This window comes from Cytobacillus sp. FSL M8-0252 (assembly GCF_038007345.1).
Taxonomy (GTDB): Bacteria; Bacillota; Bacilli; order Bacillales; family Cytobacillaceae; genus Cytobacillus; species Cytobacillus kochii.
On the sequence record NZ_JBBOWZ010000001.1, the window covers coordinates 1,166,835 to 1,192,068 of the forward strand.

Annotated in this window: 28 protein-coding genes and 1 riboswitch; of the genes, 18 read left to right on the forward strand and 10 right to left on the reverse strand. The window is 35.5% G+C overall.

All coding sequences use genetic code 11. The features are described 5' to 3' along the window. Positions 1-104 precede the first annotated feature (104 nt). The 5 genes from MKX83_RS06095 (at position 105) to coaA (ending at position 3,959) form a co-directional block, all read left to right on the forward strand. The gene (locus MKX83_RS06095; protein ID WP_233435294.1) at positions 105-527 is read left to right on the forward strand and encodes a CotD family spore coat protein; all 423 of its coding nucleotides are present in this window, start codon (positions 105-107) and stop codon (positions 525-527) included. 176 nt (positions 528-703) lie between these two features. Then, entirely contained in the window at positions 704-1,072 is a 369-nt protein-coding gene (locus MKX83_RS06100) for a GntR family transcriptional regulator (protein WP_095370255.1), read from the forward strand. After that, positions 1,065-1,940 (forward strand): ATP-binding cassette domain-containing protein, encoded by an 876-nt coding sequence (locus tag MKX83_RS06105; protein ID WP_095370254.1) that lies wholly within the window; start codon positions 1,065-1,067, stop codon positions 1,938-1,940. The genes MKX83_RS06100 and MKX83_RS06105 overlap by 8 nt, the downstream gene beginning before the upstream one ends. 1 nt (position 1,941) lies before the next feature. Beyond that, positions 1,942-2,658 (forward strand): hypothetical protein, encoded by a 717-nt coding sequence (locus MKX83_RS06110; RefSeq protein ID WP_095370253.1) that lies wholly within the window; start codon positions 1,942-1,944, stop codon positions 2,656-2,658. Positions 2,659-3,008: 350 nt separating this feature from the next. After that, the gene (coaA, locus tag MKX83_RS06115; RefSeq protein ID WP_095370252.1) at positions 3,009-3,959 is read left to right on the forward strand and encodes a type I pantothenate kinase; all 951 of its coding nucleotides are present in this window, start codon (positions 3,009-3,011) and stop codon (positions 3,957-3,959) included. 64 nt (positions 3,960-4,023) lie between these two features. On the opposite strand, the gene MKX83_RS06120 is transcribed toward coaA, so the two are convergent. Further along, on the reverse strand, positions 4,024-4,689 hold the full coding sequence (locus MKX83_RS06120; RefSeq protein ID WP_095370251.1) for an O-methyltransferase: 666 nt from the start codon (positions 4,687-4,689) through the stop codon (positions 4,024-4,026). Between the two features lie 124 nt (positions 4,690-4,813). Between MKX83_RS06120 and MKX83_RS06125 the strand changes: the two genes are divergently transcribed. From MKX83_RS06125 to MKX83_RS06155, 7 genes are all read left to right on the forward strand, one after another. Next, the gene (locus MKX83_RS06125; protein WP_095370250.1) at positions 4,814-5,710 is read left to right on the forward strand and encodes a LysR family transcriptional regulator; all 897 of its coding nucleotides are present in this window, start codon (positions 4,814-4,816) and stop codon (positions 5,708-5,710) included. Positions 5,711-5,797: 87 nt separating this feature from the next. Beyond that, positions 5,798-6,724 carry an AEC family transporter gene (locus MKX83_RS06130; protein ID WP_340978145.1) on the forward strand — a complete coding sequence of 309 codons (927 nt, stop codon included), beginning with the start codon at positions 5,798-5,800 and terminating at the stop codon, positions 6,722-6,724. Between the two features lie 247 nt (positions 6,725-6,971). Continuing rightward, positions 6,972-7,553, forward strand: coding sequence for a TetR/AcrR family transcriptional regulator (locus MKX83_RS06135; RefSeq protein WP_340978146.1), 582 nt, complete (start codon positions 6,972-6,974; stop codon positions 7,551-7,553). Positions 7,554-7,568: 15 nt separating this feature from the next. Next, positions 7,569-8,264 carry a DsbA family oxidoreductase gene (locus tag MKX83_RS06140; RefSeq protein WP_322909986.1) on the forward strand — a complete coding sequence of 232 codons (696 nt, stop codon included), beginning with the start codon at positions 7,569-7,571 and terminating at the stop codon, positions 8,262-8,264. Between the two features lie 26 nt (positions 8,265-8,290). Beyond that, complete coding sequence (locus MKX83_RS06145) at positions 8,291-8,746, forward strand: DinB family protein (RefSeq protein ID WP_095370246.1); 456 nt, start codon at positions 8,291-8,293, stop codon at positions 8,744-8,746. A 136-nt stretch (positions 8,747-8,882) separates the two neighbouring features. Further along, positions 8,883-9,338: an N-acetyltransferase gene (locus tag MKX83_RS06150; RefSeq protein WP_095370245.1), complete on the forward strand. Its 456-nt coding sequence runs from the start codon at positions 8,883-8,885 to the stop codon at positions 9,336-9,338. A gap of 85 nt (positions 9,339-9,423) precedes the next feature. Next, complete coding sequence (locus MKX83_RS06155; RefSeq protein ID WP_263624095.1) at positions 9,424-9,552, forward strand: hypothetical protein; 129 nt, start codon at positions 9,424-9,426, stop codon at positions 9,550-9,552. A 266-nt stretch (positions 9,553-9,818) separates the two neighbouring features. On the opposite strand, the gene erm is transcribed toward MKX83_RS06155, so the two are convergent. Beyond that, positions 9,819-10,676 (reverse strand): 23S ribosomal RNA methyltransferase Erm, encoded by an 858-nt coding sequence (gene erm, locus MKX83_RS06160; RefSeq protein ID WP_224935020.1) that lies wholly within the window; start codon positions 10,674-10,676, stop codon positions 9,819-9,821. A gap of 664 nt (positions 10,677-11,340) precedes the next feature. Here erm and MKX83_RS06165 point away from each other — a divergent pair. Then, the gene (locus MKX83_RS06165) at positions 11,341-12,102 is read left to right on the forward strand and encodes a kanamycin nucleotidyltransferase C-terminal domain-containing protein (protein ID WP_095370241.1); all 762 of its coding nucleotides are present in this window, start codon (positions 11,341-11,343) and stop codon (positions 12,100-12,102) included. Between the two features lie 47 nt (positions 12,103-12,149). Here MKX83_RS06165 and MKX83_RS06170 read toward each other — a convergent pair whose 3' ends face one another. Both MKX83_RS06170 and MKX83_RS06175 read right to left on the reverse strand, forming a co-directional pair. Continuing rightward, positions 12,150-13,016, reverse strand: a complete 867-nt coding sequence (locus tag MKX83_RS06170) for a sulfite exporter TauE/SafE family protein (protein ID WP_095370240.1) — start codon at positions 13,014-13,016, stop codon at positions 12,150-12,152. A gap of 199 nt (positions 13,017-13,215) precedes the next feature. Next, positions 13,216-14,262: a 2,3-butanediol dehydrogenase gene (locus MKX83_RS06175; RefSeq protein WP_224935024.1), complete on the reverse strand. Its 1,047-nt coding sequence runs from the start codon at positions 14,260-14,262 to the stop codon at positions 13,216-13,218. 128 nt (positions 14,263-14,390) lie between these two features. Between MKX83_RS06175 and MKX83_RS06180 the strand changes: the two genes are divergently transcribed. Next, positions 14,391-15,311, forward strand: a complete 921-nt coding sequence (locus MKX83_RS06180) for a LysR family transcriptional regulator (RefSeq protein WP_341054602.1) — start codon at positions 14,391-14,393, stop codon at positions 15,309-15,311. A gap of 243 nt (positions 15,312-15,554) precedes the next feature. On the opposite strand, the gene sat is transcribed toward MKX83_RS06180, so the two are convergent. Together sat and cysC are read right to left on the reverse strand one after the other, a co-directional pair. Beyond that, complete coding sequence (sat, locus tag MKX83_RS06185; RefSeq protein WP_341054604.1) at positions 15,555-16,697, reverse strand: sulfate adenylyltransferase; 1,143 nt, start codon at positions 16,695-16,697, stop codon at positions 15,555-15,557. 16 nt (positions 16,698-16,713) lie between these two features. Beyond that, a complete protein-coding gene (gene cysC, locus MKX83_RS06190; protein WP_095370236.1) occupies positions 16,714-17,310 on the reverse strand; it encodes an adenylyl-sulfate kinase in 597 nt (198 codons plus the stop codon). A gap of 158 nt (positions 17,311-17,468) precedes the next feature. Between cysC and MKX83_RS06195 the strand changes: the two genes are divergently transcribed. After that, positions 17,469-18,239, forward strand: a complete 771-nt coding sequence (locus MKX83_RS06195) for a sulfotransferase family 2 domain-containing protein (RefSeq protein ID WP_307318596.1) — start codon at positions 17,469-17,471, stop codon at positions 18,237-18,239. Positions 18,240-18,307: 68 nt separating this feature from the next. Here the strand turns inward: MKX83_RS06195 and MKX83_RS06200 are convergent, their stop codons facing one another. Then, a complete protein-coding gene (locus tag MKX83_RS06200; protein WP_341054607.1) occupies positions 18,308-18,919 on the reverse strand; it encodes a DUF3298 and DUF4163 domain-containing protein in 612 nt (203 codons plus the stop codon). Positions 18,920-19,028: 109 nt separating this feature from the next. Between MKX83_RS06200 and MKX83_RS06205 the strand changes: the two genes are divergently transcribed. Next, entirely contained in the window at positions 19,029-20,771 is a 1,743-nt protein-coding gene (locus MKX83_RS06205) for a helix-turn-helix domain-containing protein (protein ID WP_341054609.1), read from the forward strand. A 421-nt stretch (positions 20,772-21,192) separates the two neighbouring features. Here MKX83_RS06205 and queE read toward each other — a convergent pair whose 3' ends face one another. From queE to queC, 3 genes are read right to left on the reverse strand one after another with little or no spacing between them, the layout of a single operon-like run. Beyond that, positions 21,193-21,909: a 7-carboxy-7-deazaguanine synthase QueE gene (queE, locus tag MKX83_RS06210; RefSeq protein ID WP_341054611.1), complete on the reverse strand. Its 717-nt coding sequence runs from the start codon at positions 21,907-21,909 to the stop codon at positions 21,193-21,195. After that, positions 21,902-22,378 carry a 6-carboxytetrahydropterin synthase QueD gene (gene queD / locus MKX83_RS06215; protein ID WP_340978149.1) on the reverse strand — a complete coding sequence of 159 codons (477 nt, stop codon included), beginning with the start codon at positions 22,376-22,378 and terminating at the stop codon, positions 21,902-21,904. Before queD ends, queE begins: the two co-directional genes overlap by 8 nt. Next, a complete protein-coding gene (queC, locus tag MKX83_RS06220; RefSeq protein ID WP_328199613.1) occupies positions 22,375-23,034 on the reverse strand; it encodes a 7-cyano-7-deazaguanine synthase QueC in 660 nt (219 codons plus the stop codon). Before queC ends, queD begins: the two co-directional genes overlap by 4 nt. 52 nt (positions 23,035-23,086) lie before the next feature. Beyond that, a riboswitch (PreQ1 riboswitch) is annotated at positions 23,087-23,131 on the reverse strand. A 246-nt stretch (positions 23,132-23,377) separates the two neighbouring features. Here queC and MKX83_RS06225 point away from each other — a divergent pair. Beyond that, entirely contained in the window at positions 23,378-23,602 is a 225-nt protein-coding gene (locus tag MKX83_RS06225; protein WP_322910074.1) for an Lrp/AsnC ligand binding domain-containing protein, read from the forward strand. Between the two features lie 359 nt (positions 23,603-23,961). Continuing rightward, entirely contained in the window at positions 23,962-25,200 is a 1,239-nt protein-coding gene (locus MKX83_RS06230) for an MFS transporter (protein WP_095370229.1), read from the forward strand. The last annotated feature ends 34 nt before the right edge of the window (positions 25,201-25,234 follow it).

Consider the following 25,234-nt stretch of genomic DNA (forward strand, 5'->3'; position numbering starts at 1 on the left):
TGGACCGAATGAAATTTCTGTACTTAATATAGGTGTTTGTATTAGACAACTTATCACCTTCCAACATACCTTATTAAGGAATAAAACAGAATGGAGGTCTTAGCGTGAGCTATAAACAATGGAATAACCCAAATCAGGTGGCAGGTGCGCAATCGGGTGCACAATTGCCTCATCAAGTGGCAGGTGCGCAAACAGGTGCACAATTGCCTCACCAAGTAGCAGGTGCTCAAACTGGTCCATGGGGTGGTCAACCGCAATTCTTATCCCCATCTCATTCACCAGCACAACAAGGTCCAACTCAAGTTTCTCCAACTCAGCAATATGTAAAGCCGAATTATTCAAACACAAATATCAATCATGTACACCCTAGTCATACTACAAATGTTAATAAACACTGTATTACGCACAAACATTACTTCCCACACACTGAATCCGTTGTAAATGAGTGTAAAGAACAACATATCATGTGTGGTCAGCCTTACAACCCTTGTCAAACAGGCGGTTGGGGTCCTAAAAGACCTTGGTAAATTTTTTTGAGAACTGTCATTAATGGCAGTTCTTTTTTATTTTTCTTATATTTTCTTGATAGTGATCAAAAGGTTATTACAAATAGTATTCACGTTGACTTTACAAGGTACATAAAATGATGTATAGTTGGTTACACGAGTAATCAACCTATCAACTAGGTAGGAAGGGGTTAAAAGTGAAATCAGTCTTTGATGATTCTAAGCCAATATTTCAACAATTGGCGGAAACGATAGCAGATGATATTGTTGATGGTCACTTAAAAGAGGGAGATCAAGTACCTTCGACGACAGAGCTTTCTCAGTTTTATCAAATCAATCGAGCAACAGCACAAAAAGGTTTAGGGCTTCTTGTAGATAAGGAGCTGGTATTTAAACAGCGAGGTGTTGGTATGTTTGTAGCGAAAGGAGCGAAGGCGTTGTTATTAAAAGAAAGGCAAGCAGATTTCTATAAACAATATGTGCTACCTATGTTAGATGAAGCGAAGCGCATCCATTTAAAAGAAGAAGAAATTCTTCGACTTATAAGGGGGGGGAATAATGATTAAGATTCAAGGGATCGATTTTAACTACGGATCCACACTTGCTTTAAAGAATGTAAACTTAGTAGAAGAAGAGCCCATTATTATGGGACTTTGGGGTCGGAATGGCGCAGGTAAAACGACATTAATGAAGCTGTTGGCAGGTTTGGAGAAACCCAAAAATGGCGTCATTGATATTCATGGAATCTCGCCCTACAATCATTCAGAAGGGATGAAGTATATTGCTTATATGCAGGAAAATCATCCGTTTTCTGAGTTTTGGAATGTGAAAGATGCATTAATGTTTGGAGCGTATTTCAATCCAAATTGGGATCAGCAATATGCTGAAGAGCTGGTGGAATTATTTGAATTACCTAAGAAGAAGCTGATAAGGAAATTTTCTAAAGGGATGCAAACAATGATAAAAATCGTCATTGGCTTGGCTAGTAAGGCGCCAGTAACAATTATGGATGAACCGACAAATGGGTTAGACGCATTTAGAAGAAAACAATTCTATGATGTATTGTTAGAGACATATGAAGACCATCCACGTTTGTTTATACTTTCCTCTCATCATATAGAGGAAATTGAACCACTATGTGAGAAAATAGCTGTTATTCATAACAAAACATTAGCTAGTTATACCGATACGGAAGAGTTAAAGCGAAGGGGGCTCATGTTAACTGGGCCTGTAGAAGAAGTGCAAAAGCTAGTGCAGAGTCACCACCAAATACTTCAACAGAAAAAGTTACGTAACCAAATGCAAGTAATGATTGATGATGTAATAACAGATGAATGGCACACAATCGCGAATGCAAATAAGGTTCGTCTAGAAAATGTTTCGTTGCAAGACTATCTGGTGCAAAAAACAATGACGCAGGAAGGGAGAGATTAACATGTTCTCTACATTTAATGGACCGTTTAAATTAATGTTCGAAGATTTGAAGAAACAGACAATTATTATTCTCTCTATTACTGTGAGCATACTTATTCTTTTTTCTATTAGTGGCTATTTAATTGGTGAGAATTTCACTGGTGCGATTTTTGGACCTATATATGGATTTTTTCTCATTTATCCGTTTTTACTCTATAATAAAACATATAAGTATGTTCTTTCACTAGGAGGAACAAGGCGGCAGTATCTTTTAAGTACAATAATTAATACAGTTTTATTTATCTGTATTAATACGGCTTTTCTTAATGTGATGTATCAGTTAAATTTATATTTATCAGAGAACAATGTTAATCCAGTTCAATTGCAACATGTTGGCTTATTATTTCAAAGTGATAATCCAGTTCTTTATTGGTGGGCTGATGTTGTGCTGTGTGTTTTTTTATTTGGTGTCTTATTATTAGTCAATAGTCTATGGTTTTATTTAGGTACAATTAGGCTATTAATTGGGATAACGATTTTCGGTGGCATATTGGTTGTTTGGTTTACAAATGAAGGAATGGGTAAAATAATTGACTTATTTATTAATCATTTACTTACATTCATTCACATATTAGGATTCGCTGGTTTATGCGGTATGGCTTTATCCTACTTGATTATGCGAAACGGCCCACTGGAAAGAGGTGGCCATTTAGTAGGGATAAGATTAAAGAATAATTAACAATTATATTGAAAAAGGTACTGCATGTCGCAGTGCTTTTTTTTTCGATGATATATAGTGAACACCTAACAACAATGAGAATGAGGGGTGAAACCATATAAGACATGATTAAGGTTAGATATGGTAATTGGAATGTGGAGTGAAAGAATGGGGAAAGTAATGACGATATGATTAAAATCTTATATTCGGAGTAAAGTAAGAAGCATAGTGACGTTGTAGTACGGGATAATAGATAAACGCTTGAAAAATCGATTTTTTCCATTTGGAAAAATAAAAAAGCTGAAAAAACTGTATGATATGTTAAAATAAACTCAAGAATTGAAAATGTTAAGGTTAGTGAGGACAAAAAGTTGAATAAACAATTAACAAAGGATTACTCACCCTATTTAACTTTTAATCGAAGTGAATGGTCAGCACTCAGTAGGAGATCAACCATTCCTTTAGAGGATTTGGATTTGCAGTCATTACAAGGGGTAAATGACCGATTATCATTGTCAGAAGTAACAGAAGTATATCAGCCTATTTCCCAACTTTTGAATTTGTACTATTTAAATGCAAAAAACATGCATAAAGATAGCAATCATTTCTTACAGATGGAGACAAAGAAGGTTCCTTATATTATTGGTATTGCAGGAAGTGTGGCAGTTGGTAAAAGTACAACGGCTAGAATGATTCAATATTTGATTTCTGAGTGGCCTGAACAGCCTAAGGTAGACCTAGTAACAACGGATGGATTTCTCTACCCAAATGAAATATTAGAATCAAAGGGACTTATGAAGAAGAAAGGCTTCCCAGAAAGTTATGATATCAGTAAGCTCTTCAAGTTTCTTTCTGAATTAAAATCGGGTCAATCAGTTGTGCAGGCACCTGTCTATTCACATTTAACGTATAATATTGTTCGTGATGAGATGCAAACGCTTACGGAGCCTGATATTGTCATTGTTGAAGGAATTAATGTCTTACAGCCACCTAAAAATGTGAGAGGTAAAGATAAGCCCTTTATCTCAGACTTCTTTGACTTCTCTATTTATATCGACGCTGAGGAAGCGAATGTTGAGAAATGGTACAAAGAAAGATTCCAACTACTTAGGAGTACGGCTTTTAAAAATCCGAAATCTTATTTTAATAAGTTTGCCAAAATGAGTGAAGGGGAAGCTTTAGCAATTGCTGACCGAATTTGGAAGGAAACGAATCATACAAATTTAAAGAAGAATATATTACCCACGAAGAACCGTGCTGATTTAATTATTGAAAAAGGCGAAGGCCATAGTGTGACAGAAGTAAAAGTTAGAAAGCTATAAAAGGAATCCCGACAATACCTGTACTAATAAAAAAACTGAGTGATAATCATCACTCAGTTTTTTTCTATTTAACAATGGCTAATACAAATCCGTCGTAACCTTTTTGACCAACTGTTTGTATAGCTGTAGATTCTACTTGGGGATGATTTTCAAGAAGGTCGAAGAAGGAGCGTACACCTTGTATGCGAGGGTCCGTACTATGTTCTTCAATGATTTCTCCATTTCTAACGATATTGTCGGCAATAATTACTGCTCCCTTATTAGCTAATTTTAAGGCCCAATTTAAGTATGCTGGATTATTCTCTTTATCAGCATCGATAAATATTAAATCAAATTGCACTTCTCTTTCATCAAGAATAGGTAATGTTTCTAAAGCTTTACCCTCAATGATTTCAACTTGATCTGAAAATGGAGTCTGTTCAATGTTTTTACGAGCAACATTGGCATATTTTGAATTAGCTTCTAATGTATAAATTTTAGCCCCTTTATTGAGTGCTTTTGCAAACCAAAGACTACTATAGCCTCCAAGGGTGCCAATTTCTAGAATGTTTTTAGGGGAACGTAACTTTGTGATTAAGTAAAGAAGCTTTCCTTGAGTTGGTGATACATCAATGGCAGGTAAGTCTGCTTCCTCATTTGCTCGTAGTATATCTTCGAGCTCACTATCAATTGTAATTAATTTGTCGATTAAGTAATCATCCACATCAGACCACACAATTTTATCTTCCATCATTATCTCCCCTTTTATGAAAAATGTATGTTTCTTTATTTTAAGTATATGTTATGATTTATAATAAAAAAAATATATTATTTTTATAGTTTTATAAATAATAATTATAATAAAGGGTGATTGAATGAACACACATGGATTAAGACTATTTTATCAAGTGGCAAAAATCGGCAGTTTCACTAAAGCGGCTGAGCAATTAAATATTAGCCAACCGGCTGTTTCTAGCCAAATTAAGAAATTCGAACATGAAATTGGTGTGCCTTTATTTCAACAAAATGGTAGAAAAGCCGTTCTTACTGAATTTGGTATAGCTTTGGCTGGTAAAGCAGAGCATTTGTTTTCTTTAGAAAAGCAAATTGAAGCATTTATAGATGATTACCGTAATGGTGAGGAAGGAACGATAAGGATTGCTACCACCTATTTACCTGCAAACTTATTATTACCTAAGTTAGCAGCCAGTTTTAAGCGTGAACATGAAAAGGTCAATTTGGTCATTTCTACAAGTAATACGAAAGATGCTTTTGATCAACTTCAACATTATAAAGCAGATATTGCTATATATGGTGGAATTGGTGAACGCCCGGAGAATGTTGATTGGTACGAATTATTAGAAGATGAACTATGGTTTGTTGTAGGGGCAAATCATCGATTAGCCAATCAAACGATTAAACTTGAAGAAATGGTCAAAGAGCCATTCATTATGCGAGAAGAAGGCAGTTCCATGCGTGAGCATTTGGTCTCGCTTTGTTATGCTAACCAATTAAATCCGCCGAAGGTTGCCCTGCAATTTGATGGACTAAGTGAAACAATTTCTACGGTCATATCCGGATATGGAGCAAATTTTATTTCCTCACTCGTTGTCAAAGACCATATCAAAAATGGGCAACTAGCAAGGGTTTATGTAGAGGGCGTTTCTGTACAACATAGAATTGCCATTTGTACACGTAAAAACGAGGAACAATCCATCCTTGTCAAACAATTTATTGAGAAATGCAAACAGAACATTAGGAAAAATTATTGAAAAACATAATAAATATTGAATTTACTTATGGCCTAGTGTTGCTTAAGCTAAGAATAGAAGGTTTATAATGGAAAGGTGTTTTTCTATATGACATTTTTTATTGAGATATTCTTGCAAATTATTTTCCCTATTCTTCTTTTATTGGCATTAGGTGCTTTCTTGCAAAGAAAGTTTTCTTTTCAATTGAAGCAACTATCTACGTTAGTAACCAATTGTTTTATGCCAGCAGCTATTTTTTTACATATTTATCGCTCATCTTTTGATGCGAGTTTATTAGGCCAACTGTTGAGCTATTTGTTTATTTTTACGGTGGCTTTAATGATTATCGGGCAAATCATGGCGAAGTGTTTATCTTTAAATAAGGGAGAGGCAGCCACGTTAAAAAATAGTATTTCCTTGATGAATTCAAATAATTATGGTTTGCCTGTGAGTCAACTTGTTTTTACTGTTAATCCACTAGGTGTTTCCGTACAAATTATTATAATTGTAGTGCAAAATATTTTAACCTTTACATATGGTATGTATAATCTTCTTTCAACTAGCCGATCGATAGGTTCACTTCTATTGTCGCTCGTAAAATTGCCTGTGATTCATGCCCTTCTATTAGGATATCTCTTCTTATTATTCAACATCCCTCTTCCCACTTTTATAGAGATTCCTTTAGATCAATTGGCAGCTGGTTTTATTGGTTTAGCTTTATTATTGTTAGGTGCGCAGTTATCACAAATACAATTAAAAACGTTTCATCGTGTGATTACGTGGAGCTTAATTGGACGTTTATTATTAGGGCCAGCTCTTTCATTTCTTATTATTACACTTCTTGGAATTGAAGGGATTTTAGCACAATCATTATTTATTGCCAGTGCTTTTCCTACTTCAAGAAATACAGCTACAATTGCTCTTGAATATAACGTGGAACCTCAGTTGACTGCTCAAATTGTGCTCTATTCTACATTATTAAGCAGTTTAACTGTATCTTTAGTTATCTATTTATCTTACCTTTTATATGTATAATATAATGGTCTCAATCAACAATTATTTGTTATAGCATGCCGCAATTTTTTGGAAGTATGGCGTCTTCTCCTAAAATTGTAATTATATTTTCAATGCGGGTCATTTAATATTAACCTTTTGCTATAAGGAAATTTTTTCTATACAGACCTGCATAGTAAAGGATCTGTTTATATATATGGCGTAACTTTAGTTTTGGACTAATCGGTACTTAATTGGTATACTACATTTATTAAGGAGGGAGGACATTTTGGCTCGTCCATTAAATTTTAATCCGCAATTAAAATTAAAAGCTGTCATGATCTTGTTTTGGAAAAAAGGATATCATGCAACATCTCTCTCTGATCTACAAGAAGTCACCGGTTTAAGTAAAAGTAGTATTTATCAAGCGTACGGTAATAAATATGACTTATTTATAGCCGCCTTTCGTATGTATCATGAGGAACAGCTCAAACAACTTCAGGACATCATACAAAATGGCGTTAATGGTTATGAGGCAATAGAAACCTTCTTATTAAAAATTGTTCATGCAGAGGATGGTTTACCATGTGGTTGCATGACAAGCAATGAAGCGATTGAAATGGGTCCACATGATCAAGCGTTTTGTCAGCTCATTAATGAGCAATTTCAAGAAATAGAAGAAGTATTTATTAGTGCTATTGATAGAGGAAAGAAAGATCAATCAATAACTTCGCATACAGACAGCTTGTTGTTGGCGCGGTTTCTTATGGTGATCATTCAAGGTATAAATGTAATGAGCAGTACGAAAACAAATAGTGATCGTGTAATGGATGCACTATCAGTCACTAAACAAATACTAAAAGGTTTATAGAAAGTAGGGAATAAAATGAAAGTAGAAATTTGGTCAGATATTGCTTGCCCTTTCTGTTATATTGGCAAAAGAAAGTTTGAACATGCACTTGATGGCTTCAATCAAAAAGATGAGGTAGAAGTGGTGTATAAAAGCTTTCAATTGGATCCAAATGCTCCACAAAATACTACAGAAACGATGAATCAAATGCTGGCAAAGAAATACGGCCAGTCTGTTGAGCAAGTTGAACAAATGCAAAAACAAGTAACGGTACAAGCGAATGAGGTAGGCTTAGATTATCATCTAAACGATGCTAAAATGACAAATACCTTAGATGCTCATCGCCTAATCCACCTAGCAAAAGAAAAAGGTAAGATGAGCGAAATGAAAGAGCAATTACTTAAAAGTTATTTTGTCGAAGGAAAACATGTAGGGGAAATAGAATCATTAGTTGATATCGCAGCAGCTGTAGGATTAGATAAAGAAGAGGTAACATCTGTTCTAGCTTCTGATCAATATAAAAAAGAAGTAGAGGCAGATATGCAAGAGGGTGTACAGTTAGGTGTGCAAGGTGTTCCATTCTTTGTCTTTAATCGCAAGTATGCCGTTTCAGGGGCTCAACCTTCAAATGTTTTTTCTGAAGTATTAACAAAAGTAATCGAAGAGGAAAAGCAAAGCCAACCATTGAATGTAATTAAACAAGGCGATGCTTGCACAGATGGCAGCTGTTAAATTTTATTTTAAGGAGTGTTTAACAAATGAGTGAAGCAATCAAGTATCAACTAGAATTAACAAGAAACAATCTATTAAGAGAAGTAAAAAACATCCCGCAAGATTTATTAGATGTTCAACCTGAAGGCTTCAATAACACAATCCATTGGCATATTGGACATGTTCTAACAGTGACTGAGCAATTCATAATGAATTATCCAAACAACACAGATCATCTTTCTGAGAATTATTTGCAGTTATTTGGTTACGGCACAAAGCCGAGTGATTGGACAGGAGAAGTCCCGTCTGTAAATTTTTTAATTGATCAACTACAAGATCAAATCGTTCGAATAAATAAAATCCCCAATGATGTATTCAATCAAGAATTACCTGAGGCAATATTAGGGCAAAAAACTGTAGGCCAACTAGCAATGTTGTCTGCTTACCATGAAGCAAATCATCTAGGTCAAATTCATGCAATGAAGCGCATAGTTGAAAAATAATAATACAAAGTTGCAGATAGCTTTTTAGCTATCTGTATTTTTTATTTGAATTTTCCCTTTTTTCATATTATTATATTGAATAAAAATCCGTTATGATGTATTTTTATTATATTACACATAAAAGGGGTTCACGGCAATGGAAATTTTAAATGCAGTTAGTACGGATGTGAAACAAATTCATCAATTAATCAAAGTATACGCTGATAAGGGCATTGTCCTGCCAAGGTCATATCTATCACTCTATCAACATTTACAGTGTTTATATGTAATGAAAGAAGAGGGGAAGATTGTCGGCGTTGCCGGTTTACATGTATTGGGAGAAGATCTAGCTGAAATTCGCTCCCTTGTTGTAGATGATCAATATGCGGGTAATGGAATCGGCCGTCTGCTAGTCAATAAAGTGGCAGAAGAAGCTGTGAAATTAGGGATACAAAGGCTTATCTCATTAACCTATGAGCAAGAATTCTTTGCTAAATGTGATTTTACTGTAGTGTCTCGCCATTCACTACCAGAGAAGGTTTGGGTAGATTGTATGTCATGCCCTAAAAATGATGCTTGTGACGAGATTGCCATGATTCGTTTTATCGCTTAAATTTAATGTGAATGCTGCAGTCACTAGCTACTGTAGTAGTTTTTTTGGTCTGCTAGTCGGGTTTACACATTATAGGATGTGCGGAATGCACAATTCTCTATTGAAACCCGTTACGGGTGCGGTATTAATTATGATCGCAATCTTAATTGCTGAGCTAAAGCCATCCCTCAATAAAAACCAATCTGCTAAAAAAATTGTACTAAGCGACTCATAAGAAACTCTTTAATTTAAACATTACATGAACACATTGTGAAACATCGTACTTAAGCAGGGGGCGGGTTTGTTTTAGAAGGGGAAAATATTATTAGATTGATCTAAGGAATGTCTACAAAAGTTAGACATTCCTTAGAGTACAAAATAACTAAAACGAAGAACATCAGGTTTATGGGTCTAATTATTGACATAGGTGTACAATAATTACATTTCAATTTTCAATCATTTCTTTGAATTAGAGAGATAACTCGTTTCTTCCTCAGCCAGTTACTTCTTTTTAACTTTTGGCCATAAAGGTCGTTGAACATAATTAATCATCGTATTGAACACAATCCCCCATTGCGTATTTGTTAAAGAACCAATGGGTGTTCCATTTGAAATACCTAAGCTTTTTTTTATATGTTTTAACTGTGGAAGTGTAAATATTCCTCGCAAAGCAATATCTAAAGGGGCATTAGATTGCTTTAGGGCATATTGTGCCAGTCCAAGGAAAGCTAAATAATATTTTTTCTGGACAATGGGTTCTTTCCTTCTAGTTATTAGAACCATTGCAGAATCTACTTTGGGTGGGGGAGAAAAATTATTTCTTGAGATGTCTTTGATATAGTGTATATCAAACCACATTCTCCAAGCTAACACATAAGAATCTTTGACTGACTTTGAGGTAAAGCGTTTTGCAGCCCCTTTCTCCATTACAATGACCCCTTTTTGAAATCCACTTGATGGATTATTTAAAAGCATCTTCATGATCGGAGTTGTAATGGAGTAGGGTATATTCGAGACAACGACAAAATGCTCATTGGGTAAAAAAACCTTCATAATGTCCTTATGGATAATTTGCGTGTTAATATTCTGTGCCGTTTTTTTCTTTAGAATTTCGACATACTTCAAATCATATTCTACTGCAAGGACCTTTCCTGCACTGTTCGCTAATAATGAGGTTAAAGCTCCTTTCCCAGCTCCTAATTCTAAAACTATATCACTACTATTTATATTTGCTCGTTCAATAATTTCATTAAGTAATTTCTTATTACTCATCAGATGCTGGCCAGAAAAATTGGGGAACTTCATACTTTTTAATTTTTTTTCACAGTATTTATGGGTCTTCTTACTCTTCCTCGTCATCTATCTCTTCCCTTCGAAAATTAATAAATCAAAGGGATCTGCCTGTGATTCAGAGTAGAGGGAAGAAAGCCTATCTTCATAAGATAAGGGGAAATCCTAGATAGTCGCAACCAAATAAACCTACTTTTTGCTAAAAAAGAAAGGTAATCATACGTAAAAAAAGAAAAGCATAACTCAGCCTTTCTTCACATTACATATTTTTTGTAGGAAATGAAGATTATTTAAAAAGGGCAGACTAATCCCGTTTACTCTGTATACACAAAACAGAGCCTTTGAACGTATTAAATTTATGAGTTCAAAGTTGAGATACGAAGTCTGACATATGAATGACCCATTTTTAATAATCCTCCTTATAATAATTTAATGATACATTGTTTATTATAACTCGTTCTTCAAAATAAATCAAAATATTTTGAATTTTTTACCGTGCAAAGTTTTTATGGAAGTTGTATTTTTACTTCACTATCAATATATACCTTCATAGAGCCATAGAGTAAAAAGAGCCAAACTGACAAAGTAAGTTTTCTGCAAAAATGATGACTTATTTTCAAATTTAACCGATAATAGAAGAGAAGTATACCGGTTAATATCATCCTATATTGTGAATGCCTATCCTATTATCATTTTCTAAAGGAAATCTTCAGTCAACGAAAGCAGTGATATCATGTTTTTACTTCCACAACCAACATCTCGAATTGAAAAAGACAGATTCATCGATATTGTGAAGGAACGTTTATTAAAAGTATATGATGAGAAAATCATGGCTATCGGTGTCTATGGCTCATTTGCCCTTGATGAGGATGGTCCTTATTCAGATATAAATTTTCAAGTGATTGTTTTTGATGGACAACGAATCGATGATTTTCAGTTTATTTATCCGCCGTTTAAGGTGACCATTGAGTCGCTGCAAAAACAGCAATACATAACGTCTGCGAAAGAAATAAATTCAGATTGGTCATTAAACGTTGCACGTTTCATACATACGATGCCTATCTATGATCCGATTATGTTTTTCTCAAAAATGAAAAGCATCCCCCTGCAAATATCTAGCTACGAGATAAAAGATGTAATGAAAAAGTGTATGATTGAAGAGTTGTACGTGAAGATGGCTAAAATAAGAAACTTAAGGCTCCTTCAGGATGAAACATCATTGTTGTTAAATGCAGTGGAGTTTTGTGAACAAGGTGCTAAGTTAATTGGCTTAGCTAATCGTTATTATTTTCGTTCAAAAACAAGGATGCTTGAAGAATCATTAGGAATTGCCACCAAACCTCATGGCTATGAACAATTAGTGAAACTTATTCTTCAAAGAGATTGGGACATTAGTGAAATTGTATATGAAGCTTGTGAGCATCTTTGGACTGGAATCAATCAGTGGTTCAATGAACTTGGAATTAACTATCGCTCACATTCTTTTCCATTTTAAAAGTCATCTTCCAAAACGAGAGAAGATGACTTTTTTTGTAATGGAGACTAGTTCTTATTTCTTTTATTCTTGCTGATGACAAAAATAATACCACTAATCCAAAGTAAGAAAATAACGACATAGATTAGATAAATCCATATATCAGGCGTTTGGAAGGTCAATAAGATCGTCCTGGCGTTAGTAAGGACAATAAATCCACCAACGAGTACTCCTAATAGATATGGTGGCAACACTTTAACTAACCAAGCTGCAATAGGAGCAGCAATAATGCCACCGATCATTAAAGCAATGACCCAAGTCCAATTCAGTTCCTCCCAGCCTAAAGCAATGAAAAAACCAACGCTAGCAGACAGTGCAATGGCGAATTCACTAGTATCCACTGTGCCAATTACTTTTCTAGCAGATATCCCTTTTTTGGATAGTAAAACAGGTGTGGCAATTGGTCCCCATCCACCACCACCTGTTGCATCTGCAAAGCCGGCAATAAGTCCAAGTGGAATTGCTTGCTTTCGCGATAAATGTAAAGTTTGTTTTTGTCTTTTTACTTCGTATTGGAAAAGAAACCGAAAAAAAACAAATAAACCTAAAAGAAGTAGAAATCCAGCAATATAAGGTTTAACCACATCACCAGGTAGTTGACTTAAGAAGCAAGCTCCTATAAATGCACCAATTGATCCCGGAATAATTAAACGAAAAACCGCTTGTTTGTCAACATTGCCAAACTTTATGTGTGATGCACCTGAGGCAGCAGTCGTTACAACTTCGGCTAAATGGACAGATGCTGAGGCGACAGCAGGAGCGATTCCAAAAGTAAGTAAAAGAGTTGATGAAGTTACACCATACGCCATGCCAAGGGAGCCATCTATTAACTGTGCAAAAAAACCAATAAAGGCAAAAATAATTAGTTTCCTCATAGTCCTTCCCCTTTAAAAGTAATCTAATTTAACATATGATTTTTTTGTACAAGAGTGCATGGAAAGTGTATGAGATGAGGTGTTTCTCAAATGGAATACCTCATTTATGGGGAAATGATATAGAGGATTTTGCTAAAGAGAAATGAATCTAAATTCATATAAAAGTAGCCAGCTAAAATAGCTGGCTAGGGTGGTAATGTCATGATTGTTCAGATTTTACTAAAATTTTGACCTGTGCTTTTTCTTTAACCAATGTTTCAAAACCTTCTTCAATTACCTCGTCTAAGGTAATCTTCTTCGTAACGAGTTGGCTGGCTTGGAAGTAGCCTTTTTGCATAAGTGATAATACGGCAGGGAAAACATCACGATATCCGATGATTCCTTTAACAGTCCGTTCTTTCATTACAATATCATTTGGAAGGATCTCTGCCCCTTTTTCCCAAATGCTTACGATAATTGTTTCCCCACCAATTCCAGTAGATTGAATTGCTTGTTTAAGTACAACTGGTACGCCAGTAACTTCAAAAGAGACATTCACACCACCATTAGTTAATCTAGCAATTTCCGCAACAGTGTCATCTACTTCGGCTGGGTTTATTATAGTTGCCCCTAATTCTCTTGCTTTTGCTTGTCGTTCAGGTGAAAGTTCAACAGCATAAATATCTGTTGCGCCAGCGGCTTTTAAAGCTTCTATTACAAGTAAACCGATTGGGCCGCAGCCAAATACAGCTACCTTATCTCCAGCTTTCACTTTACTAGATCGTACTGCATAGAGAGCTACTGCAGCAGGTTCGACAAGGGCTCCTTGTTCAAAAGAGAGATCATCTGGCAGTTTAAAAAGTAGCTCTTCATCAACGGCTACGTATTCACTAAAACCACCGCCACCTCCTGCTAGGCCTAAAAATCCCATTTGTTCGTCTAAGTTATAAGCACCTTGGTGTCCGTGTGTCGCAAAAATTGGTTCTACTACTACTCGGTCACCAACTTTGAGCTTACTTACACTGTCGCCAATTTCGACAATCTCTCCAGAGAATTCATGTCCTAGTGTAATCGGGGCTGTTTCATTTGTTAATGGATGTGGCTTATCAACAGGTATAAAAATAGGTCCGCCTAGATATTCATGTAAATCGCTTCCGCAAATACCGCACCATTTGACTTTTATTTTTACTTGCCCTGATTGAACGATAGGTTCGTCAATATCTTCTAGACGAATGTCTTTTTGGTTATGCCATCTTAATGCTTTCATATCATTACATCCCCTAAATATTTTGTATAATTTGTTACGATTAAAAGTATACAACTAATTTACCTTATGATAAATTTAGTTATTATTAACTAAGGTTAATCAAAACTTAACTAAAGAGGATGCTTCTTATGAATATTGAACAATTGAAATATATTGTTGTGATAGCTAGAACAGGTTCTTTAAAACAAGCAGCAGATGAATTACATTTGACTTTACCTGCATTAAGTCAATCGATTAAAAGTTTAGAAAGTGAATTAAATATTACTTTGTTTCATCGTTCACGAAGGGGATCTGTACCTACTGAGGAAGGGCATAAACTTATCGAAAAAGCAAAGTATGTCCTATTAGCATACCAAGATTTTATTGATGAAGCAGAAGCTTATACAAATACAATGAGTGGGGAAATAAGAGTTGCTACTTACCCTGGCCCCATGGGCATTTTGGTGGAAGTTATTTCAAAACTAAAAATGGATTTTCCGGATATTAAAACGGCTGTTTATGAGAATAGTACAGAAGCAATTATTAAAAAAGTTCAAGATGGTGAGGTTGATGTTGGCCTTATTACATATAACGAGAAGGAAGAACATAAATATCGTACGTTGATCTTTAATAAGTTATTGGATGGACATATGGTAGCTGCAATAAATAAGAATTCTCAACTAACAAAATACAGCCAAATTACTGAAGAAATGCTTAAAGGACAACCAATCATCTTGTATGATGATATTTATATATCTGATTTTATGAAAAGGTTTAATTTACCCGCTTTAGATATTCGTCTTATAACAAATAATATTGATACGATTAAGAATTCACTAGAGAACAATACAGCAATCAACATTGGATTTGATTATGCTTTTAAGACAGATGTCGGTTTATCAAAAAGTAGTGAGTTTGTTATTGTCGATTTCGCTCCCCCACTTAATAATACGTATGCATTTGGTTATATTTATCATAAGAATAATGGGCTTTCAAGAATTATAAGGGAGTTTATTAAGAGGATGTCCAATAAGCTAAGAACAAATCCTCCAGATAAGCGGATTGATTAATGGCAGCATAGGTAAAGATGAAGGAGGTATTTGCTCAAAGGCGATGGTACTAATTGTTTGAAATCAGCCAGGAACCCTTAGATAAATACTATATACATGATAACTATTTAGAGCTGGTTGAGATTTTAATTCCTGGCTTATAAGGACAAGGTACCAATAGCAAATGCATGTATGAAAGGGTCTACAGAATTATATTTGAGACGAAGTTATCTCCATGAGGAATGGAAAAACCCAAAACATTCTTTAATCCTTCTTTTTCATAGCATCCATAATTATTTCAATAACCTCTGGCCTACTAAATTGCTTCGGGAGAGTAGTTCCTTGTTTTAACATTTCCCTTACCCTTGTTCCTGAAAGATGAAGGTGTAAAGAAGTATCATGGGGACATGTTTTATGTGAGGCCATGCCATCACATTTAATGCAATAAAAGGTGTGTTCAAAAGGTAATATGGTTATTCCTAGTTCTTCCTTAGGGAATGTTGAAAATATCTTCTGGGCATCATATGTGCCATAATAATCACCAACACCAGCATGGTCTCTGCCAACAATAAAATGTGTACATCCATAATTTTTTCGTGCAATCGCGTGATGAAGTGCTTCTCTTGGGCCCGCGTACCTCATTGCCTGTGGATAAGATGACAATAAAACTCTTTCTTGCGGATAATAATGTGCTAGTAAAACTTGATAGCTTTTCATTCTTGTTTCTGCTGGAATATCATCTTTTTTTGTTTCGCCAACAAGGGGATGAAGCAGTAAGCCATCGACTAATTCTAATGCTAATTTTTGAATATATTCATGTGCGCGATGAACGGGGTTTCTTGTTTGAAATCCCACAACCGTCTCCCATCCTTGGGTAGCAATATATTTTCTTACTTCTGCTGGTTCTAATTGAAACCCTTGAAGAAAAGATGGTTTTTTGATTTCTTTTGTCAATGTGACGTTGCCACCCACATAAACTTCACCACGATTAAAAAGTTTGTCGACACCTGGGTGATTGCGGTCGAGTGTTTGATAAATTATACTGGCTTCTTTTTGTTTATCTGGCAGAAAAATATCGTTAATTTCAATATATCCATAAACACAACCATCATAGACTAAATTCGCTTTATCATTGATTTTTAACAACTCGGCTTCTTTTTTTGATAGAGGTAATGTAATTGGAATGCTCCAGATAAGGTGATTGGCTAGTCTCATTTCATGAAGGACAGAATAATAGTCATCTGAACATAGAAAACCTTCTAAAGGGCTATAAGCACCATTACTAATTAGTTCAAGGTCAGATAAAGAGGTACCATCGAGATTGATATGCTTAGTGATATGGCTCGTGTTTGCATTTAGGTTTTTTCTATTTATTAAATGTCCACCATGTGGAATAGAGTTTGTCATTTCTATTATTCCTCCTTTACTTAAGTCGCTCAATTAAGTAGTTTACAAGTTCATTTGCACACTCTTCAGGTGATTTTGAGTTAGTCGAAATAACAAGGTCTGGAGACTGCGGAGGTTCATATATTTGATCAATGCCAGTAAAATTTTTGATTTCTCCTAAACGGGCTTTCTTGTAAAGTCCTTTAGGATCTCGCAATTCACATTCTTCTAAAGAACATTCCACATATATTTCAATAAACTCATCTTCGGTAAAAAGAAAGCGGGCTAGCTTTCGATCTTCCTCGAACGGGGAAATTAGTGCTGCCAAAACAACAATACCTGCATCTACAAATAATTTGCCTATTTCAGCTGTGCGTCGAATATTCTCTTTTCTATCTTCACTACTAAATCCTAAGTTTTTATTGATACCGTGCCGTAAGTTATCACCATCTAATAGATAAGTACTCATATTTAATTCGTATAATTTAGTTTGTACAATATTTGCTATGGTTGATTTACCAGAACCTGATAATCCAGTTAACCAAACCATACAACTTTTATGATTGTGTAATTTTTGCCGATTTTCTTTTGAGACTTGTGATTGAGACCAAGTGATGTGTTTTCTACGATCCATTTAAAAATAACCTCCAATCTGATATTTGTCTCACTTATTATTATGCATATGTATTTCAGGTCAGCTTGTACAGGTCATTCGCCTGAAAATCACCAAATTCGTAACCGCTTATTCCCTTTCTCATATTCTATAAGTAGGAGAAAGGGGTTCGACGAACATTGACAAAAAGAATGCCTGAAATAGTAGCAAAAAATATGATGATGCCTTTTTATATCCCGCTTTTTTCTACCAACTTTCCATACGTTCTCTTATGGGTACCGAAAAACGGGTGCACAATTGTAAATAAGTGGTTTATGTACCATATTGGAGCTGCTGGGGATTTGTCTCAGTTGAATGTCGAAATGACGCATAACTATCGTGAATTTGTCCTTCGAAAACGATCAGGTTACGACGTTGAATTAAAAGAGGAACTTATAAATGGTGAAAAACCAATTGTGAAAATTGTTAGAAATCCATATAGGAGAGCGGTTAGTTCCTTTTATCATGCATTGAGTGGGGATTGGCTAATTAAACAATTAGGCAGTACTGTTCTAGAAGGTATGTCCTTTACAAGCTATCTCTTAAAATTGAAATCTTTCGGCGAAAGTATACATGAATTAGACAAACATATTGCACCTCAATATACCATTGGAGAGGAACAGACACCTATTCATTATGTGAGATTAGAGAATTTACAACACGAATTAATGGATTTAGAAAGAATTGCAGGGCTAAAAGCCTCTCCAATGAATGAGATTGCACGATCTTCACATCATTTTTCATCAAGAATGAAGCTAGAGGGTGATTATGCAAACAGAGTGATTAGTTTTGTCTATGATGAAGATTTACCTACAGTTAATAGTTTATTGAACGAAGAAACGAAGGCATTAGTAGAGGAAATCTTTGCGGTCGATCTGCATTTTTATGGATATAAGCTAGGGGAATATTGACTTTTTGGCTATCAAATGAAGAGATATCCTCAGTTGTGAGAAAAGTACATCTGAGGATTCCTTCTAATTTAAGAAAACATTTTACCTAACGGACCCTCATCATTAATCATATCTTGAAAAGAATAAAGTGAAATTGGGAAATAAATTGTCCCATAAACATATGGAAGTAAGCTATACACATCAAAGATTATGACCAATGTGAGGTCAGCGGTATAAAAGGATTGTGTATCTGTGATTCCGGGATAGGGTACGAGAAGGTCGGTGGTTAAACCTCTTTCCTGCAACTGCTGTTTGATTAGAGTGTTAAGCCTTACTTTGTAATTACTATCCTTTTTAAAGAGTTCTCCAAGTGTATATTGCTTACCAGTCAAACTGTTAAATGTTAACCCGCGTGTAAAAGTAAGGCCATGTGCACCCCCTGAGTATGAATAAACTGTAAGAGTTAAACTTAAGACACCTTTTTGGTTGTTTTTTAAGTCAAATCCACCAGTTAATTCAGTTTGTGGTTGTCCGTAACCTTGATCTTTCATTAATTGATTTAGGCTATCTGATATGGCATGATTCATTTTTTGTTGGGCAGCTGGTGGCGTGTAAGAAGATACTTGTGGTTTGAAAATATCTACTCGATCATGTTTGATATGAATCGGTTGAATACCAACTGGTAATTTAAATGTATTCATCACATACACCTCCTAGGAACTAACATATGAAGGGGAATGAATCGTTATGTTGCGATGATAAGTTTTATATATGATAATAAAATGATGACAACAATTTAGGATGATAACTGTGTATGAAAATGAAAAAATAAAACAAAGATTAAATACATTTATCAACGTATCAAGAAATATTACATCGAATACGAGTTTAACAAAATTAGTACAAGAAATTATTGAGGCCGTTATTGAATCAATAGACAAGGCCGATGCGGGCTTCTTTCTTATATGGAATGAAGAGATGGAATATTTAGAAATAGAAGGAGCTTACAACTTTAAAGAGGAGATGTATTTACAAAATAAGCTTTTAGCAGGTGAAGGTATTAGTGGCTCTGTTTTTGAAGAGGGTTGTAGCAAAATGATTCATACGGCAGAGAAGATTAAAGAGGCAATGGGAAATATGCGTAATCAAACTTTGCATTATTATTTAGAGTCAACCGTACATGCAGCCATTCCTATAAGTTGTATGTCTGTGCCATTGATTCATCAAAATAAGAAAATCGGTGTTTTAACGATAGATAATTTTAAAAACGATGGTTTTTTTAGTGATGAGGACTTAGCGTTCTTAGAAGCCATCGGTCACCAAATTGCAATTTCTATAGTAAATGCTAGAGCTTTTCAAGAAAAGGAAAAACAAACAAAAGAACTAGAAACCATTTTGTCTTTACATAATGAGTTGAATCATGTGGCTTTAAAAGGGGACGGTACATTTTCTTTAGTAAAGAAGCTAGCGGAAAAGTTCGGCGGATCGATTCTTTACTTTGATTCACTTTACCGCTTGAAAACATCTTATCCGCCTTCTGAAGATCATCATTTCTATATAAAAGAATGGTTAAAGAAAAATGCAAAGAAATTAAGTATTCCAAGATTGCTTGATATCTATAAAAAAGAAGAATGGGTAGGTCAAGCAATCGGGGTGATGTCTTCTTTCGGTACAATTGGTTTTTTGGTGGTAATTGAACAGGAGAAGGAATTAGATTTAATTGGTGAATTGGCTTTTAAGCACGCAGCATCTATTATGGCCATTGAACAAATGAAACAACAAGAACAAATGAAGCATCAACTCACGGAAAAAGAAGAATTATTAAAAGATATATTGAAAAATAACTTTACTCAAGAAGTACAAAGAGCTTTGAAGAGATATGGGATTAGTATTGAAGACAAGTGTATCTTTATTGGTATCGAACGGTTGATGAATGATGAAGTATTAGAGAGCTTTAGTTCAATAGAAAATCAGGTGAAAAGAGTATTTCAGGATCGCTTTCTAACTATTTGTTTTCCAGGTAGGGATATGGTTTATGTGATGCTCACTTCTAAAGATTCTATATTGGATAGGGAAGAAGAATTAAAAACGAGGTCAGAGAGACTTCAACGGTATTATCATCCGAATTTAATATATATAGGACGACCTGTCGATTCATTAAGACAAGCTGACATTTCATTTAAAGATGTACAAATCATGCCTGATTTTTTAGTTGAGCAAGGAAAAAATTCCAGTAAAGTCATAGGGTTTAGAGAGATAGGGTATAGAAGATACTTAAACGATGTATCAGATGATGATGCTACTGCTTTTGTGATGATATTCTTAGAAGGGATTGTACAAGCAAATAAAAATGATTGGCTAAAAACGCTTACCGCATACTTACAAACAGATAAAAACGCAGTGAAAACAGCCGAAGAGATGCATCTACACCCTAATACAGTCTATTACCGCATTCAGCAAATAGAAGAGAAGCTTAATATTAATCTTGATTCATTGGAGGATTGTATGAATGTGAAAATAGCACTTGATCTTTATCAACTAAAGCATTTGTAAAATGAAAATAAATGAAAGGCTCTAGATAGTGAAGATTTACGTTAGCAATGGCAAGAAAGGTGTAAGTCTGCTGCAGAAAAAGTGATGCTAGGATAGTAATGAAAAATAAACACGAATGTCATTCTATGTTCGGTATGCAAAAACATGCTCCCTAAGTAGAATGCATTCGTGTTTGATTTTAAGGTGAAAAAAGTATATGTCTAATTAATTGTAATTTATGAGGTCTAAAGGCCAAGAAGTCCATCCAGGAGGTCAAAGTCCTGGTAGCCCCACCAGATATATACCTAACCAGCGCCATGGTATATGTGTAATCATAGAAGCGAGGTAGATACTATTTATGATTTGTTTGGTCATTGGATTCACCTCATTATTTCATATGGGTCATCAGATGAACCAATATGAAATAGGAGAAAAACAATCGTTAAACGCCGCGCTTATTTCCCCATATATATGTGTGTAATTGGGGGAGAACTCTTATATTTTTAAACTCACTATCATGCATTGTTTTCTCTAGTAACCATTCATATTTAGCTAGTAGGTTACTTCTTAGCACATCGTTATTGGTTGTCATGCTGTCATCGTTGCCAACTTGTAAGCAGAAGGAAAGTTTTGGATAGCGTAAGTGGACTTTTTTTGCATAAGCTAAATCTTCTTCATTAAAGACCACAACTTTTAAATTGGGTTGCTTTTCTTCAAGTTGAGCAATAATCTCATCTAGCTTATTGAAATCTGTTTCCATTTGTGAGCTTGGTGGTTTCGGGGATAATGTTAAAAAATCGATATCCTTAAACCAATCTTGCCACTTGCTACCTTGTGTTTCCAAAGCCGTCTGCACTTTTTTGTCTTTAAGAAGCGTCACTAATTCACCTAGGTTTTTTAGTAATGCTGGATTGCCTCCGGAAATAGTTACAAAATCAAAGTAATCTCCACCGATGTTTTTTAACTCATGCCAAATTTCTGTTGCTGTCATTTGTTTAATCAAATGTTTACTAGAACCATCCCAAGTAAATGAAGAGTCGCACCAAGTACAAGCGTAATCACATCCAGCAGTACGAACGAACATCGTTTTCTGGCCAATAACAATGCCTTCACCTTGAATGGTTGGTCCGAATATTTCTATTACAGGTATTTTATTCATCTTCCATCCACTCCCTTCTTACTTCAGCAAAGCTTGTAGGAGTTTCATAGAGTTTGACATATTCCACTCTAAGTTGTTGCGGGCTATCTATTAGTGATTCTTTCATTTTTTCGTAAACCCATACAACGATGTTTTCTGCTGTTGTATTCATGGGTGGTAGTGTTTCATTAATATATTTGTGATCGAGGTGAATTTCAATTTCTTCTTTCCAAAGTTGCTTAATATTTGCGAAATCAACAACGATTCCACGATCATCAGTAAAGCCACTAATACCGAATATGACTTCATAAGTATGACCATGTAGATTTTTACATTTCCCTTCATAAGCATGAAGATGATGGGCTGCATCAAATGTAAAGGATTTACTCACGAGTACCCTTTTGTGATGATATTTTAATTGGTCTTTCTGAATATCCTCATCTATTTTCTGGAGTTCCTCAACTATACGAAAGCCATATAAATCCTTCATGACATTTTCACCTGCAAATACTGAGTCAAGCCTTGCATTCTAAGCTCACAAGCAGGACATTCGCCACATCCGTCTGCAATGACACCATTGTAACAAGTTAGTGTTTTATTTCTAACATAATCAAGTTTGCCAAAATCATCAGCCATCGCCCATGTTTCCGCTTTGTTTAGCCACATAAGGGGCGTATGTATGACAAAGGGCCTTTCCATAGATAAATTTAAAGTGACATTTAATGATTTAATAAATTGATCACGACAATCCGGATAACCACTAAAATCTGTTTCGCATACACCTGTAATAATATGCCTTGCCCCTATTTGGTAAGCGAGAATGCCAGCGAAGGATAGAAATACTAAGTTTCTACCTGGTACGAAGGTTGAAGGTAATGCCCCATCTTCACCATTCTTGACATCGATATTTGATCGTGTCAACGCATTAGGCGCTAATTGATTTAGCAGTGTCATATCTAAAATATGATGTTCAATTTGTAAATCAGCTGTAATTGCCTTGGCGCAGTCAATCTCAATTGCATGCCTTTGGTTATAATCAAACGTTACAGCGACTACTTCAGTAAAATGTTCCAAAGCCCAGAATAAACAAGTAGTACTGTCTTGCCCGCCACTAAATACGACAATGGCTTTTTCATTTTTTTTCATAATTAATCTCCTTTTAAACAGAAAAACAGCACCACTAAGAAAATGGCGCTGTTTTTCCTTAGTTTTTTTGAGAGGGTTTAGCTAGAACCTCTACCGCTAAGCGGAATTTGACTTAAGTTGTCGCTAGTCATTATAACATAAATAATGAGCAGTATTCGTCTTTTTTTAGGCTCTTTTCGCTTCGATTGTTGTTGTTCAGCAAAAATTCACTTAGTATTACCTTCAATTTACTAGGTAAGATATAAAAAATGAGAGAGTTAAGGAGCTTGAAGAAAAAGGGATAATAGTTGGCTATAAAGCAATCATTAATCCAGAAAAAGTAGAATAACCCATAAGGGCTTTTATACTATACGACAATACCAAATGTGAACAATTTGTAGAGTTTTGCAAAAATCATTCTAGTGTTATTGAATGTCATCAACTGGCTGGATCATATAATTATTTAATTAAAGTTTTAACTGATTCTGTCCAATCTTTGGAAAACTTTATTGATGCTTCCATGTCATTTGGACAGACCTCCACATTGATTAGACTCTCTTCACCTGTTGAGAGTAGATTAATACAGTAAGACTTTTTGATGAGAAAAAGTGCTGTATTATTGATCATCTTTTCCAATGTATTTGTTTTGATTATGGATATATTACTAAAGGCTCTCGTAAGTCATCATTGCAAGGTCATATACTCTTGTAGGGAGAATAAAAAGGGAATACAAAATTATATTAAAAATAGCAAATCTTATAAATGATATTGCCTTTTTAGCATTCCTTCTTCAGCTAACTTACTTTTTGTTCCATAAAAAACGAGGGCAACCCATAATTCCCCCAAGGCCCGTCCCATATAAAACTCTATGTTTACACTTTTTTGAAAGTCGAGAATAGATTACTATATTTATAAGATGGATAATTTGGCAAAAGAGGTGAAGTCCTGATGAAATTAAGGGAGCATAGAAGCTTTGTTCGTTTTTGGATTGCATCGACAACTTCAAGCTTTGGCACATATATTACAACTTTGGCTCTTCAGGTATTAGTGGTTAGTAATATGGGAGGCAGTGCTGTTGATGTTGGCTGGGTTTCAGCATCTAGATGGCTTCCGTATGTACTATTGGGATTAATAGCGGGGGTTTTGGTTGATCGTTTTCACCGAAAGACGGTATTGGTGGTAACAGATATAGGACGCGGCATGATTCTTACCTTCATTTGCTTTATGTCTATTACAGAAGTAATCAGTATTGGCTTACTCATGTTCCTGCTGGTGCTCTTTGGTACTTTGTCTCTTTTTAATGATTCTGCCTACCAGTCCTTTGTGCCACAATTAGTTCCTCGTCCTTTATTAACACGTGCAAATGCACGATTGGAACAAAGCTCAGCGGTTGCTGAAACGAGCGGTCCAGCCATTGGGGGCGGACTTGTCTCATTGATTGGCGCACCATTTGCCCTTCTTTTTGATGCCTTATCGTATTTGTTTTCGAGTGTATTAATAGCATCAATTAAACACCAGACCTCAAAAAAAGTGAAGACTGGATCACTTGGTCAGCAAATCAAGGAAGGTTTGCGATGGGTTTATCAACACCAATACCTTCGTCCTCTCGCTCTAAACACCCACGCCTGGTTTCTCTTTCATAGCATGACAATGACGATTCTAGTATCCATTTTTTTAATTGAACTTGGCTTCGATGCCTTACTCTTAGGGTATGTCCTTGCCGCTGCAGGTGTTGGTGCTGTCGCAGGAACCTCACTATCTTCTCGAGCCGGGGTGCGCTTTGGTATCGGGCGTGCAATGGCTTTTTCTCGAATTCTCTATGGCCCAGCAGTGATCTTGATGGCTCTAGCTCCAGCAGCTAACAACTCCGATTCGTCGTACATAGCTCTCATGTTTGTGATTATAGGCCAGCTCTTTTATGGCTTTGCTATGGGAATTGAAGGTCCTCTTGAAATGGGATATCGACAATATGTCACGCCATCACATTTCCAAGGTCGTATGAATGCCACACTACGATCCATCAACCGTAGTGCAGTCGTTATTGGCGCTCCACTAGGAGGAACCCTCGCTGACGGACTAGGTTTCAAAACAGCTTTATGGATTTCGATAGGTGGCCTCATTTTATGCGGATTATGGTTTAGTCTTTCATCGATGCGAAAAGCTCGAATAGAAGACGCTGAAATCTAAAAAACTGCCGCGATAAATCTATAAATAATGCAAA

Bases quoted from the DNA above. Each gene is read 5' to 3' on its own strand.
- MKX83_RS06105 (WP_095370254.1), top strand. From the start codon at position 1,065: ATGATTAAGATTCAAGGGATCGATTTTAACTACGGATCCACACTTGCT.
- MKX83_RS06110 (WP_095370253.1), top strand. From the start codon at position 1,942: ATGTTCTCTACATTTAATGGACCGTTTAAATTAATGTTCGAAGATTTG.
- MKX83_RS06120 (WP_095370251.1), bottom strand. From the start codon at position 4,689: ATGGAAGATAAAATTGTGTGGTCTGATGTGGATGATTACTTAATCGAC.
- MKX83_RS06125 (WP_095370250.1), top strand. From the start codon at position 4,814: ATGAACACACATGGATTAAGACTATTTTATCAAGTGGCAAAAATCGGC.
- MKX83_RS06130 (WP_340978145.1), top strand. From the start codon at position 5,798: ATGACATTTTTTATTGAGATATTCTTGCAAATTATTTTCCCTATTCTT.
- MKX83_RS06140 (WP_322909986.1), top strand. From the start codon at position 7,569: ATGAAAGTAGAAATTTGGTCAGATATTGCTTGCCCTTTCTGTTATATT.
- MKX83_RS06145 (WP_095370246.1), top strand. From the start codon at position 8,291: ATGAGTGAAGCAATCAAGTATCAACTAGAATTAACAAGAAACAATCTA.
- MKX83_RS06150 (WP_095370245.1), top strand. From the start codon at position 8,883: ATGGAAATTTTAAATGCAGTTAGTACGGATGTGAAACAAATTCATCAA.
- MKX83_RS06155 (WP_263624095.1), top strand. From the start codon at position 9,424: ATGCACAATTCTCTATTGAAACCCGTTACGGGTGCGGTATTAATTATG.
- erm (WP_224935020.1), bottom strand. From the start codon at position 10,676: ATGACGAGGAAGAGTAAGAAGACCCATAAATACTGTGAAAAAAAATTA.
- MKX83_RS06165 (WP_095370241.1), top strand. From the start codon at position 11,341: ATGTTTTTACTTCCACAACCAACATCTCGAATTGAAAAAGACAGATTC.
- MKX83_RS06170 (WP_095370240.1), bottom strand. From the start codon at position 13,016: ATGAGGAAACTAATTATTTTTGCCTTTATTGGTTTTTTTGCACAGTTA.
- MKX83_RS06175 (WP_224935024.1), bottom strand. From the start codon at position 14,262: ATGAAAGCATTAAGATGGCATAACCAAAAAGACATTCGTCTAGAAGAT.
- MKX83_RS06180 (WP_341054602.1), top strand. From the start codon at position 14,391: ATGAATATTGAACAATTGAAATATATTGTTGTGATAGCTAGAACAGGT.
- sat (WP_341054604.1), bottom strand. From the start codon at position 16,697: ATGACAAACTCTATTCCACATGGTGGACATTTAATAAATAGAAAAAAC.
- cysC (WP_095370236.1), bottom strand. From the start codon at position 17,310: ATGGATCGTAGAAAACACATCACTTGGTCTCAATCACAAGTCTCAAAA.
- MKX83_RS06200 (WP_341054607.1), bottom strand. From the start codon at position 18,919: ATGAATACATTTAAATTACCAGTTGGTATTCAACCGATTCATATCAAA.
- queE (WP_341054611.1), bottom strand. From the start codon at position 21,909: ATGAATAAAATACCTGTAATAGAAATATTCGGACCAACCATTCAAGGT.
- queD (WP_340978149.1), bottom strand. From the start codon at position 22,378: ATGAAGGATTTATATGGCTTTCGTATAGTTGAGGAACTCCAGAAAATA.
- queC (WP_328199613.1), bottom strand. From the start codon at position 23,034: ATGAAAAAAAATGAAAAAGCCATTGTCGTATTTAGTGGCGGGCAAGAC.
- MKX83_RS06230 (WP_095370229.1), top strand. From the start codon at position 23,962: ATGAAATTAAGGGAGCATAGAAGCTTTGTTCGTTTTTGGATTGCATCG.